The 12,471-nt window shown below is 71.9% G+C and carries 11 protein-coding genes; 5 read left to right on the forward strand and 6 right to left on the reverse strand.

Going from position 1 to position 12,471, the window contains the following annotated elements:
* The first annotated feature begins 1 nt into the window (after nt 1).
* The 3 genes from K8640_RS18220 (at nt 2) to K8640_RS18230 (ending at nt 2,901) form a co-directional block, all read left to right on the forward strand.
* Nucleotides 2-394, forward strand: a complete 393-nt coding sequence (locus K8640_RS18220) for a TraR/DksA family transcriptional regulator (RefSeq protein WP_046715601.1) — start codon at nt 2-4, stop codon at nt 392-394.
* Nucleotides 395-461: 67 nt separating this feature from the next.
* Complete coding sequence (locus tag K8640_RS18225; protein ID WP_223748176.1) at nt 462-2,189, forward strand: phospho-sugar mutase; 1,728 nt, start codon at nt 462-464, stop codon at nt 2,187-2,189.
* Between the two features lie 73 nt (nt 2,190-2,262).
* A complete protein-coding gene (locus K8640_RS18230) occupies nt 2,263-2,901 on the forward strand; it encodes a hypothetical protein (RefSeq protein ID WP_223748177.1) in 639 nt (212 codons plus the stop codon).
* A gap of 6 nt (nt 2,902-2,907) precedes the next feature.
* Here the strand turns inward: K8640_RS18230 and K8640_RS18235 are convergent, their stop codons facing one another.
* The 5 genes from K8640_RS18235 to K8640_RS18255 form a co-directional block, all read right to left on the reverse strand.
* Complete coding sequence (locus tag K8640_RS18235) at nt 2,908-4,062, reverse strand: sensor histidine kinase (RefSeq protein WP_223748178.1); 1,155 nt, start codon at nt 4,060-4,062, stop codon at nt 2,908-2,910.
* Nucleotides 4,063-4,410: 348 nt separating this feature from the next.
* Nucleotides 4,411-5,340, reverse strand: coding sequence for an ABC transporter permease (locus K8640_RS18240; protein ID WP_046715597.1), 930 nt, complete (start codon nt 5,338-5,340; stop codon nt 4,411-4,413).
* The gene (locus tag K8640_RS18245) at nt 5,333-6,478 is read right to left on the reverse strand and encodes an ABC transporter permease (RefSeq protein ID WP_223748179.1); all 1,146 of its coding nucleotides are present in this window, start codon (nt 6,476-6,478) and stop codon (nt 5,333-5,335) included. The genes K8640_RS18240 and K8640_RS18245 overlap by 8 nt, the downstream gene beginning before the upstream one ends.
* Nucleotides 6,471-7,940, reverse strand: coding sequence for an ABC transporter ATP-binding protein (locus K8640_RS18250; RefSeq protein WP_223748180.1), 1,470 nt, complete (start codon nt 7,938-7,940; stop codon nt 6,471-6,473). The genes K8640_RS18245 and K8640_RS18250 overlap by 8 nt, the downstream gene beginning before the upstream one ends.
* Nucleotides 7,941-7,993: 53 nt before the next feature.
* A complete protein-coding gene (locus K8640_RS18255; RefSeq protein WP_223748181.1) occupies nt 7,994-9,181 on the reverse strand; it encodes a BMP family protein in 1,188 nt (395 codons plus the stop codon).
* 78 nt (nt 9,182-9,259) lie between these two features.
* Here K8640_RS18255 and K8640_RS18260 point away from each other — a divergent pair, with 78 nt between their 5' ends.
* Nucleotides 9,260-10,564 (forward strand): thymidine phosphorylase, encoded by a 1,305-nt coding sequence (locus K8640_RS18260; protein ID WP_223748182.1) that lies wholly within the window; start codon nt 9,260-9,262, stop codon nt 10,562-10,564.
* A 355-nt stretch (nt 10,565-10,919) separates the two neighbouring features.
* Here the strand turns inward: K8640_RS18260 and K8640_RS18265 are convergent, their stop codons facing one another.
* Nucleotides 10,920-11,669, reverse strand: coding sequence for an SDR family NAD(P)-dependent oxidoreductase (locus K8640_RS18265; RefSeq protein ID WP_223748183.1), 750 nt, complete (start codon nt 11,667-11,669; stop codon nt 10,920-10,922).
* Between the two features lie 165 nt (nt 11,670-11,834).
* Here K8640_RS18265 and K8640_RS18270 point away from each other — a divergent pair, with 165 nt between their 5' ends.
* On the forward strand, nt 11,835-12,443 hold the full coding sequence (locus tag K8640_RS18270) for a TetR/AcrR family transcriptional regulator (RefSeq protein ID WP_223748184.1): 609 nt from the start codon (nt 11,835-11,837) through the stop codon (nt 12,441-12,443).
* Nucleotides 12,444-12,471 lie beyond the last annotated feature (28 nt).

Below are 12,471 nucleotides of genomic sequence, written 5' to 3' on the forward strand. Positions count from 1 at the left end.
GATGAACGCGAAACAGCGAGACGAACTCAAGGCCCTGCTGCTGGCGCTGCACTCCGAGCTGACGGAGAAGGTGCCGGCGAAGATAGAGCCCAACCGCACCGACGATGCGCGCATCGGCGGCGACGAGGACGAGCAGCCCCTCAACGAGATGATGCAGGCCATCGCCTCCAACCGGAACCGGAACATGGACGGCGTGCTGGCCCGCGTGCTCAAGGCGCTGGGCAAGCTGCGCGACGAGCCGGACTCCTTCGGGGACTGCGAGGAGTGCGGCGACGAGATTCCGCTCGGTCGCCTCAGGGCCATGCCCTACGCCGAGCTGTGCGTCACGTGCCAGGGCGGCAAGGACGGCCCCAAGGGCCGCGCCACCCGCCGCAAGCTCACCGACTACTCCTGAAACCCCACAGGCGCCCGGGCACGACGTCGCGTGCGCCCTCTTTCGAGACACGAGGCAACGAGGCTCCATGAGCGACAGCGGATTGAGAGAGCGGGCAGAGGCGTGGCGCCTGGCGGACCCGGACCCCACCACCGCCGAGGAGCTGGCGCGGCTGCTCGCCGCGAATGACGAGGCGGAGCTGGCGGACCGCTTCGTGGGGGACCTGGAGTTCGGCACCGCGGGCCTGCGCGGCGTGCTGGGCGCCGGTCCCAACCGGATGAACCGCGCCGTGGTGCGCCGCACCACCGCGGGCTTGGCGCGCTACCTCAAGGCGCAGGTGCCGGACGTCGCCACCCGGGGCGTGGTGGTGGGACGGGACGCGCGCCGGCTGAGCGCGGAGCTGGCCGAGGACACCGCCGCCGTGCTCGCCGCCGAGGGCATCCCCGCGCACGTCTTCCCCGAGCCCGTGCCCACGCCGCTCACCGCGTACGCGTGCCTGAACCTCAACGCCGCGGCCGCCATCATGGTGACGGCCAGCCACAATCCACCCGAGTACAACGGTTACAAGGTGTACTGGGGCAACGGCGCTCAAATCATCCCCCCGCACGACACGGGCATCGCCGCGGCCATCGCGAAGGTGGAGCCCGCCAACCGGGTGCCGCTGCTCGCGCCGGACGCCGCGCGCAAGCAGGGCCTGTGGCGCGACCTGCCAGACTCGATGGGGGATGAGTACCTGCGTGCCATCCTGGGCCTGCGCGTGCACAAGAAGGGCTCGTCGACGCTGTCCATCGTCTACACGGCGATGCACGGCGTGGGCGGCGTCTGGGCGGAGCGGGCCCTTCGCGACGCGGGCTTCCCGCGCTTCACCCCGGTGGCCGAGCAGCAGCAGCCGGACGGGCGCTTCCCCACGGTGCGCTTCCCCAACCCGGAGGAGCCCGGCGCCATGGACCTGTCGCGCGCCACCGCCGAGCGCGTGAAGGCGGACCTGGTGCTCGCCAATGACCCGGACGCGGACCGGCTGGCCGTCATGGCGCGCGAGTCCACGGGCGGCCTGCGCATGCTCACCGGCAACGAGGTGGGCGTGCTGCTGGGGCATTATCTCCTGACCCAGGGGACCAAGCGCGCCCGGCCGCATGTCGTCACCACCATCGTCTCCTCCACGCAGCTGGGCGACATCGCCCGCTCGCTGGACGCGGCCTATGACGAGGTGCTCACGGGCTTCAAGTGGATCGCCAACCGCGCCCTGGAGCGCGAGCATGCGGAGGGCACGCAGTTCGTCTTCGGCTACGAGGAGGCGCTCGGCTACACCGCCGGCACCGTGACGCGCGACAAGGACGGTGTCGGCGCGGCGCTCGTCATGGCGGACCTGGCCGCGTGGTGCGAGGCCCGGGGCACCACGGTGCTCGGGTACCTGGAGGAGATTCAGCGCAAGCACGGCCTCTACGTCGGCGCCCAGCGCAACGTCACGCTGCCGGGCGCTGCCGGCGCGCAGGCCATCCGCGGCATCATGGACGCGTTCCGGGCCCGGCCTCCCTCGCACATCGGTGGCGAGGCGGTGCGCGCGGTGCTCGACTACCAGCGCGGCGTCAACGGCCTGCCTCCGTCCAATGTGCTCGCGCTGGAGCTGGAGGGCGGCGGCCGCGTCACCCTGCGTCCGTCCGGCACCGAGCCCAAAATCAAATACTACTTCGAGCGCAAGGAGACGCCCGCCGCGGGCGAGCCCCTGGCCCAGGCCCGCGCGCGCGCCGAGTCCCGGCTGACCGCCTTCATCGACGCCTTCGTGGCCCTGGCCCGTGAGCGGGGCCAACCCACCTGAGTCCTGAATCACTCCTCAACTCCACACCCCTGGCCGCGCGCAGTCGCCGCGGCCCCTCACCGAAAGGCATCGTGTGAAGCGCCTCGTCCCTGGACTCCTCCTCGCTTGTCTCCTGGCCCTCCCCGGCACCGCGCTGGCGCGTGGGCAGGGCTGGTCCATCCTCGCCGCCGACACCCTGGGGCGGGGCAACACGGCCTTCTCGGGGCAGATTGGCTGGCCGGGCCTCACCCTGGGCGTGCTCCACGGCACGTCGGAGAAGGTCGATATCGGCGGCAAGTTCAGCTTCAACTGGGGCCGTGAGGGCTGGGTGCGCCACACCTCTCCCGGCATCAAGCTGCAGGGCTGGCTGCGCGTGGAGCTGGCGAAGGCGAACAACGTCTCCTTCGCGCTCACCTTCCAGCCCGGGCCGCTGTTCTACTTCGATGACGGCGACACGGACGTGGGCCTGGCGCTGCCGGTGGCCTTCGTGGTGGGCATCCCCGTCAGCAGCGCGCTGATGGTGAACGTGGGCCTGGACATGCCCTTCCACGTGTACTTCGGCCGGAGCATCGGCCCCGTCATCCCCATCCTGGTGGGCGGCGGCCTGGAGTACTTCATCGACAGCAAGCTGGCCGTGTCCTTCAACCTGCGCATGGGGCCCGCCCTCATCCCCGACTGGGACGAGAGCGAGTTCGCCATGGAGGCCCTCTTCGGCATCGCCTACCGCTTCTAGGCGCGGCTACCAGGAGGACGTCTGCTCGGGCAGCTCCACCGTGAAGGTGCTGCCCAAGTTGACCCGGCTCTGCACCGTGAGCTTGCCGCCCATGGACTCCACCAGGGCGCGCGCCACGGTGAGGCCCAGGCCGGCGCCCTTGTCCGGCGGCTTCGTCGTGTAGTAGGGCTCGAAGACGGCCTGCAGCTCGTCCTCGAAGATGCCGATGCCCGTGTCCTTCACGAAGAGGCGCGGGCCGAAGTCGCCGAACATGTCCGGCATCTCCACGCCCACGTGGATGCGGCGCGGGCGGTCCATCACGCACTCCACCGCCTCGGCCGCGTTGGCGAGCAGCTCCACCAGCACCTGCTCCAGCTGACGGCGGTTGAACACCACCGCGATGGGGTCCTCGGGCAGCACCACCGTCACCTCGGCGGTGAGCAGCCGGCCGTTGTCCCGCAGGCGCTCCACCACCGCGGGGACCAGCTCCCGCAGGTCGAAGCGCTGGATGTCCTTGGGGTTGGTGGGGCCCAGCGACAGCAGGTGCTGGCCGTACAGCCGCATCTGCTCGCCCGCCACGCCCAGCTTCTTGAGCTCCTCGGCGTCCGGCGGCAGGCCCTGCACCGCGCGCTCGCGCACGTGCCCCAGCGCCCGCTGCAGGCCCTCGCCGATGTGGCCCAGGTTCTGCGCCACGTCCGCCGCCAGCGTGCCCACGCGCGCCAGTCGCTCCATCTCCACCCAGCGGGTGCGCGGGTCCAGCAGCTCCTCGGCCCGCTGGCCACCGCGCTCGCGGTGCGCCTTGAGCTCCAGGAGCGTGTGCACGCGGACCTTCAGCTCCAGCGGGTCCAGCGGCTCGGTGGTGAGCAGATCATCCACCCCGGCCTCCAGCACCTGACGCCGCGTCTGGCGGTCCGCCCGCCGCGTCAGCATCAGCACCGGCACCGGCGGCCCGCCCAGCTCCGCCTGGAGCCGGCGATAGGCCGCGAGCCCGTCCGTCCCCGGCCGCTCCACGTCCAGGAGCACCAGGTCCGCGGGCTGATGGGCCTGTGCCCCGCCCGCCGGCAGCACGTCATAGCCCGCCGGGGCCAGGATGGAGCACAGCCGCTCCATGCCCTCTGACTCCACGTCCACCGCCAACACGCGGGGGCGATACGCCTCGGTCGTTCCCGTCGTCTCCAGCATCACCCACCCCCGCCGTGTTGACCGGGCCGACCGGGCCCGGGGTTCACAAGGAGTCCCTACGAACCTTGCGTCTGAATGGATGAAACCTCCCCCCGGTGGCCTCCTCCATCCCGGCGCGGCCCGACACCTGGGCTACATGCCAGTCGCGTGCCGGACCGTGCGTCGACGCTCTGTGTCTCAATCCCGGAGAAACCCGGAGATCACCCCAGTAACGGCAGGGGGTTGGAGTGTCGGCTTCCTCCATTGCCCGAAGGAGCCGACGTCAGCCACCCGACACCTGGGTGTCACCCATGACCAAGAATCATTTCATACCCGGGTGCAGAAGGACACCGCCTGGGTATTCGAGGCTCAGCGGGACTCCTGCTCGTATGGGACGCCGAGTGCGGCGGGGGTGCTGTTTCGCTGTCCCTGGAGCGTGAGGACCACGAGGGTGAGGACGTAGGGCAGGGCGAGCAGGACGCCCTGGGGCACGACGTCCAGGAGGCCCGGGGCGCTGGAGGCGAGGCCGATCCGGAGCGCGTTGCCGAAGGCGAAGAAGGCGGCGGCGAGGAAGGCGCCCAGCGGCGTCCAGCGTCCGAAGACCATGGCGGCCAGGGCCATGAAGCCCAGGCCCGCGGGGGTGTGCTGCTCGAAGCGGTCCAACACGGTGGTGGAGAGCACCGCGCCGCCCAGGCCCGCGAGCAGTCCGCCGCCCAGCACCGCGCCCCACCTGAGCGCGGGGACGGACAGGCCCAGCGTGGCGACCGCGTGGGGCTTGTCGCCCACGGCGCGCAGGCGCAGGCCCAGCGGCGTGCGCGTCAGGACGAGCTGCAGGAGCACGGGGAGCAGCAGCGCCAGGTACGTGGGCGCGGCGTGGCCGGAGAGCGCGCCCAATACGGGCACGGACGACAGCCCCGGCAGCTCCCACGTGGAGAGCTGCTGGATGGAGGGCGTGCCGTTGGGGCCGAAGTGCGTCTCCAGGAGGAAGGTGCCGCCGGCCAGGGCCACCAGGTTGAGGGCGATGCCGGACACCACCTGGTCCGAGCGCCAGCGGATGCACAAGAAGCCGTGCACCGCCGCGAGCCCCGCGCCCGCGAGCATGCCCATGACGACGGCCAGGGGCGTGGGCATGACGAGCGCGGCCACGGCGGCGCAGAAGGCGCCCACGCGCATCATGCCCTCGACGCCGACGGCCACCACGCCCGCGCGCTCGGAGAGCACCGCGCCCAGCGCGGCGAAGACGAGCGCCGGGGCGGCGTCCAGCGTGGCGAACAGCAGCCGATGGAGGACCTCAAGCATGGGGCACCTGCGCGGTGGGCGCGGCGGGCGAGGCGACGGGGGCGGGCGCGGCGCGCCGGCGCAGCACGGCCAGCCAGATGAGGCGGCCTGCGACGAAGAGCAGCGCGAGGCCCTGGATGAGCTCGGGGAAGCTCTTGTGCACGTCGAGCAACTGCATGCGCGTGCCGCCCGCGCGCAGCACGCCGAAGAACAGCGCCGCGGCGCCCACGCCCAGCGGATGGTTGTTTCCGATGAGCGCGATGGCGATGCCGTCGAAGCCGTAGGGCGCGCCGAGCGTGCCCGGGTAGCGGCCCTCGGTGCCCAGCACCAGCACCGCGCCGGCCAGGCCCGACAGCGCGCCGGCCAGCGCCATGGCGAGTCCCGCCCGTCGCGCCACGGGGATGCCGGCGGCGCGCGCGGCCTCGTCGCCCAGTCCCACCGCGCGCGTCTCGAAGCCCGAGCGCGTGCGCGTCAGCCACGCCCACACCGCCACCGCGGCGAGGGTGGCCAGCACGAAGCCCAGGTTCAGTCGCGAGGCGTCACCCAGCAGGCGCGGCAGCGCCGCGGTGGGGTGGATTTCGGCGGTGCCGGTGATGGAGGCGCCGGCCTCCGCGGTGCCGCGCAGCGGGCCCACGACCAGCCAGTTGTCGACCAGTCGCAGCGCCACCCAGTTGAGCATGATGGTGGAGATGACCTCGTGCACGCCCCGGTAGAGCCGCAGCAGGGCGGCGATGCCCGCCCACGCGGCACCGGCCAGCGCCGCACCCAGCAGCGCCGCGGGGATGTGCAGCACGCTGGGCAGCGCCACGTGCGCGCCCACCACCGCGGCCGCGAGCGCGCCCAGCAGCATCTGCCCCTGCGCGCCGATGTTGAACAGGCCCACCTTGAAGGCCACCGCCACCGACAGCCCGGTGAAGGTGAGCAGCGCGGCCTTCATGGCGGCCTCGCCCAGCGGACGGGTGAGCACGGTGGCCGGCGCGTCCTCGAAGAGGAAGCGGGGCCAGTCGCCCACGCCGCCCCAGAGCATCTGGAGGTACGCCGCGGTGGCCGTGGCGAGGCCGCCCTCGTCGCGTGTGAAGGCGATGAGCAGCCAGCACACCCCCAGCGACAACAACACCGACAGCACCGACGGCAGGGCCTGCCGCGTGCGCTCACCCATGGCCCGGCTCCGCTCCCAGCATGCGACGTCCCAGCTCCTGCTCGTCGTACTCGGGCCGGGTGAACTGGCCCGTCACGCGCCCCTCGAAGAGCACGTAGACGCGGTCCGCCAGCGCCAGCACCTCTTCCAGGTCCAACGACACCAGCACCACGCCGGTGCCCTGGGCCCGGGCCTCGCGAAGCCTCGCGTGCACCTGGGCCACCGCGCCGATGTCCAGGCCTCGCGTGGGCTGCACCACCACCAGCAAGCGGGGCCGCGCGTCCAGCTCGCGCGCCACCACCACCTTCTGCTGGTTGCCTCCGGACAGGGCCTGCAGCGGCAGCGTCGGCTCCGGCGGGCGCACGTCGTAGGCGGCGAGCAGCTCCGTGGCCCGTGCGCGGCGTCCGTCGAAGTCGATCCACGGCCCCTTGGCGAAGGGCGGCCGGTTGTGCCGACCCAGCGCGATGTTCTCCTCCACGCTGAGCGCCTTCACCACCGCGCGGCGCAGCCGGTCCTCGGGCACGTGGCCCACGCCGCGCTCGCGCGCCTGGGCGGGCGTCAGGTGCGCCAGCTTCCCTCCGAGCAGCGTCCCGGTGCCCGACGTCAGGGGACGCAGGCCCGTGAGCACCTCCGCCAGCTCGCGCTGGCCGTTGCCGTCCACGCCCGCGATGCCGACGATTTCGCCCGCGCGCACCGTGAGGTCCACGCCCTGGAGCGCGGGCCGGCCGTTGTCGCCCTGGGCCTGCAGCCCCGACACCTCGAGCAGCACCTCGCCCGTGGAGGGCGTCTCGGGGGCCTGCGTGGCGGTGTCCGTCGGAGCGGCGCGCGCGGTGTCGCCCACCATGAGGGCGGCGAGCGCGCTCGCGGAGGTGTCCGCCGGGCGCACCTCGGAGACCAGCCGTCCCCGGCGCATCACGGCGATGCGGTCCGCCACGCCGAGCACTTCCTTGAGCTTGTGGCTGATGAGCACCACGGAGCGCCCCTGCTCGACGAGGCCGCGCATCACGCGCGCCAGCTCATCTGCCTCCTGGGGCGTGAGCACGGCGGTGGGCTCGTCGAGGATGAGCACCCGCGCGCCCCGGTGCAGCGCCTTGACGATCTCCACCTTCTGCTGCGAGCCGACGGTGAGCGTGTCCACCCGGGCCCGGGCGTCCAGCGCGAAGCCGAAGCGGGCGCACGTCTCGGACACCTCCGCGACGGCGCGCTCGTAATCGAACAGGCCCCGGCGCGTGGGCTCGCGGCCGAGCACCACGTTCTCCGCCACCGTCAGCGTGGGCACGAGCATGAAGTGCTGGTGCACCATTCCGATGCCCCGGTCGATGGCGTCGCGCGGGCTCTTGAGGCGCACGGGCGCGCCCTCCACGGACACCTCACCCGAGTCCGGGTGATAGAGCCCGTAGAGGACGTTCATCAGGCTGGACTTGCCCGCGCCGTTCTCGCCCACGACGGCGAGCAGCTCCTTCTCGCGGATGTCGAGCGACACGTCGTCCAGCGCCGTGACGGCGCCGAACCGCTTCTGGATGTGCCGGAGGGAGATCAGGGCGCGGCGGCCTGGAAGGAGGCGAGGTCCGCCGGGACGGAAGGCACCTGGATGTCGCCGGAGATGATGCGCTGGCGCAAGGCCTCCACCTTCTGGAGCGCCTCCGCCTTGCCCGGGAAGTCCACCCGCACCTCGGCCATGGCCACGCCGTTCTCCTTGATGCCCAGCACCTGCTCGCTGGCGGTGAACTTGTCGTCCACCAGGTCCTTGGCCGTCTGGTACACGACCAGGTCCGTGTGCTTCAGCATGGAGGTGAGGATGGCCTCCGGCGCCACGTGCGACTGGTCCGAGTCCACGCCGATGGCATAGACGCTCTTGCCCGCGGCTCGCGCCTCCTTCACCGCCTGGATGACGCCGATGCCGTCCGAGCCGGCCGCGTGGAAGATGACGTCCGCGCCCTTGGCGATGAGGTCCTGGGCCACCTGCTTGCCGGCGGCCATGTCGTTGAAGCTGCCGGTGTAGACGGACATCAGGGCCTGGGCGGCCTCGGGCTTCGTCGTCTTCACGCCCGCGCGGTAGCCCACCTCGAAGCGCTGGATGAGGGGCACCTCGATGCCGCCCACGAAGCCCACCTTGTTCGTCTTCGTCACCAGGCCCGCCAGCGCGCCCACGAGGAAGCTGCCCTCGTGCTCCTTGAAGAGGACGGTGCGCACGTTGGGCAGCTTCAGCGCCTTGCCCTGCGAGTCGAGCACCTGGCTGTCGATGAGCAGGAAGCGCGCCTTCGGGTTCTCCTGGGCGGAGGTGCGCACGGCGTTGGCCAGCAGGTAGCCGTTGCCGATGGTCAGCTGCGAGCCCCGGTCCACGAGCAACTGGAGGTTGGGGATGTAGTCCTCCTGGGCCTTGCTCTGGAGGACCACGGGCTGGATGGGCAGCGGCTTCAGGGTGGCGGCGATGGAGGACAGGTGGGCGGGGAGCGACTTGCTCACCTCGTCGGGGGCCGCGTCCACGTACTTGCCGCCCTCATAGCGCTTGCCGGCGGCCCACAGCTCCAGGCCGCGCAGGGCGGCGTCGTTGAAGGAATGGTCACCCCGGCCGCCCACGTCGATGACGAGGCCGACGGGGAGGGGCTTCTTCGCCGCCTGCTGGGAGGTGGCGGGAGCGCCCGCGGGGGGCGACTCCTCCTTGGACTTGGTACAGGCGCACAGGAGGGCCGTGAGGGCGAGGACCTGGAGGCGAAGCATCATGGCTGGCTATCTACCAGATGCGGCGGCGCCTTTCGCGGAAGTGCATGGGGGGCCTCGTTCCTGGTATGGGCAGTCCCCGTGCAACCCTACGAGCTCATCAAGGCAAAGCGGGATGGAGGCCGGCTGGAGCCGGCGGACATCGCCGCGTTCATCCAGGCGTATACGGCGGGAACGGTGGCGGACTACCAGATGGCGGCCATGTGCATGGCCGTCTTCTTCCGGGGGCTGGACTCCCGGGAGCTGGGGGCCTGGGCTCGGGCCATGCTCAATTCGGGCGAGGTGTTGGACCTGTCCGACACCCCGGCCGTGAAGGTGGACAAGCACTCGACGGGCGGCGTGGGGGACAAGGTGTCGCTCAGCCTGGCGCCCCTGGCGGCCGCGTGCGGGGTGCCGGTGCCGATGATTTCGGGCCGGGGCCTGGGCCACACGGGCGGGACGCTGGACAAGCTGGAGTCCATCCCGGGCTTCAACGTGAACCTGTCCACGGCCGAGTACCGCCGGCTGGTGCGCGAGGTGGGCTGCTGCCTGATTGGCCAGACGGCGCAGGTGGCGCCCGCGGACAAGAAGCTCTACGCGCTGCGTGACGTGACGGCGACGGTGGACTGCATCCCGCTGATTGCCTCGTCCATCATGAGCAAGAAGCTGGCGGAGGGCATCGACGCGCTGGTGCTGGACGTGAAGGTGGGCAGCGGCGCGTTCATGAAGCGCGACGAGGATGCCCGCACGCTGGCGAAGACGATGATTGGCCTGGGCGCGGAGATGGGGCGCAAGGTGGTGGCGCTCCTGACGGACATGGACCAGCCCCTGGGCCGCAAGGTGGGCAACGCGCTGGAGGTGATGGAGGCGGTGGACATGCTCCGCGGCGAGGCGCCGGAGGACTACACCGAAATCACCTACGCGCTGACGGCGGAGATGCTGGTGCTGGGCAAGAAGGCCGCCACCGTGGACGAGGCGCGCGAGAAGCTGCGCATGTCCGTCGAGGACGGCAGCGCCATCCGGAAGTTGAAGGAGATCGTCCAGTCGCAGGGCGGAGACCCGCGCTCCGTCGACGACTACTCGCTCTTGCCGCAGGCGCGCGCCACGGTGGACGTGGTGGCGCCCCGGGATGGCTTCGTGACGGGCATCGACACGGAGGGCGTGGGCCTGGCGGGCGTGGCGCTCGGCGCGGGCCGGCAGCGGGTGGACAGCAAGATCGACCCGGCCGTGGGCTTCACGCTGCTGAAGAAGACGGGCGAGGCGGTGAAGAAGGGCGAGCCTGTGGTGCGCGTGCACTACAACGACGAGGCGCCCGTCGAGGGCGTCAAGGCGCGGCTGCTCGCGGCCTATCGCTTCGGCGATGCCGCGCCCGCGCCGCGCCCGCTGGTTCGCGAGCGCGTGGAGTAGGTGAGAAGGGGGGGCGCGCCTCGGTGGTGCGCCCCTCTCGGTTGCACGGAGGCGCCGCGCGAGTGCGGGGCAGGGCGCTCTGCGTGGGGCGCCCCTTTGCGCGACGCGGTGAAGTGCCCCGCGTCCGCGCTCCCTCAAGTGTACAAGGCGGAGCGTCCGGAGTGGCACGCCCCTTCCGCGACGGTGAAGCGCTCCGCGTTTGCGGCCTCATGTGTGCGCGAGGCACGCGCTCGGAGCGCGCAGTCATCGTCTACGGCTTGCTGATGCTCTCCGCGGTCGCAGGTAGGGCGCCTGGGCCGAGCAGTGGTCCCTTCTCGGTCCGCTCGCACCCAGGAATCTCCTCACCCCACGGTGCTCACGCGCCCTGGCCTCCGTCCACGTCGAGCACGGCGCCGGTGATGTAGGAAGCGCCCGGTCCGGCGAGGAACACGATGCTCTCGGCGACCTCCTCGGGACGGCCGAAGCGCCCCAGGGGGATGGTCGCGTTGATGGCGGGCTTGTGCGGCTCCAGCCCCGCGGACATGTCCGTGTCCGTGAAGCCCGGCTGCACCACGTTGACCGTGATGCCGCGCGCGCCCAGGTCTCTCGCCACGCCCTTGGTGTAGCCCACCACCGCCGCCTTCGTCGCCGTGTAGTCCGCCATGCCCGGCATGCCGACGCGGCCCGTGATGCTCGAGCCCACGGTGATGATGCGCCCACCCTCGCCCATCACCTTCGCCGCCTCGCGGATGGCCGCGATGACGCCGGTGACGTTGACCCGGTGCTGCCGGTCCAGCACCGCCACGTCCTGCTGCGCGTTGTCGATGGGACTCTGCGTCGCCACGCCCGCGTTGTTCACCAGGATGTCCAGCCGCCCGAAGCGCTCGGCGACGGCCGGGATGAGCTTCGCCGCCTCCTCCGCCACCGCCTGGTCCGCCTGGAAGGCCGCCGCCCGCACCCCCTCGGACTCCAGCTCCCGCACCAGCGCCTGCGCCTTCTCCGCCGACGCCACGTAGCTGATGGCCACGTCCGCTCCCTCCCGCGCGAGCGCCCGCGCCGCCGCCGCGCCGATGCCCCGCGAACCCCCCGTCACCAGCGCCACCTTGCCTGCGAGCTTCTTCGACATGTTCGTCATCCCTTCAATGAGGTTGTGTACCAATTGGTACTGAATCGGGCGCACGCCGGGCGCGCTCCGCGCGGGACACGCGAGCCGCACGCATTGGATTCGTACCGGCCGGTACAGATATGCGGCGCTGGCCGGCCCGGGTCAAGGGGATTAGTATCGAACGGTATGAAACCAAAGACGGCAGCCGCCCCGGTGGGGCGTCCCCGGGGTTTCGACGTGGATGAGGCGTTGGACCGTGCGCTGCGGCTGTTCTGGCGGCAGGGCTACGAGGGCACCTCGCTGTCGGACCTGACGGAGGCGCTCGGCATCAACCGGCCCAGCCTCTACGCGGCGTTCGGCAACAAGGAGTCCCTGTTCCGCAAGGCGCTGGACCGCTACGTCGAGCGCCACCTGTGCCTCTACCGCGACGCCTTCGCGAAGCCCACGGCCAGGGAGGCCGTGGAGCACCTGCTCCTGGGGCTGGCGGACGCGCAGACGCTGCCCCGCGAGCCCAAGGGCTGCATCACGGTGCAGGGCGCGCTGGTGAGCGGGGCGGACGCGGCGCCCATCCAGGGGGAGCTGGCCGCCCGGCGCGCGGCGGGGGAGCAGGCCCTGCGCGAGCGGCTGGAGCAGGGCCAACGCGAGGGTGACGTCCCCGCGCACGTCGACTGCGCGGACCTGGCGCGCTACTTCACCACCGTCACGCAGGGGATGGCCGTGCAGGCCGCCACCGGGGCCAGCCGCGAGTCGCTGCGGCGCGTGGCCCGGACGTCGCTTCTGGCGTGGCCGACCTGAGCCTCGCTCCGGTCTTCACCTCGGCCCT

It is taken from the genome of Myxococcus sp. XM-1-1-1, from assembly GCF_020037095.1.
Classification (GTDB): domain Bacteria; phylum Myxococcota; class Myxococcia; order Myxococcales; family Myxococcaceae; genus Myxococcus; species Myxococcus fulvus.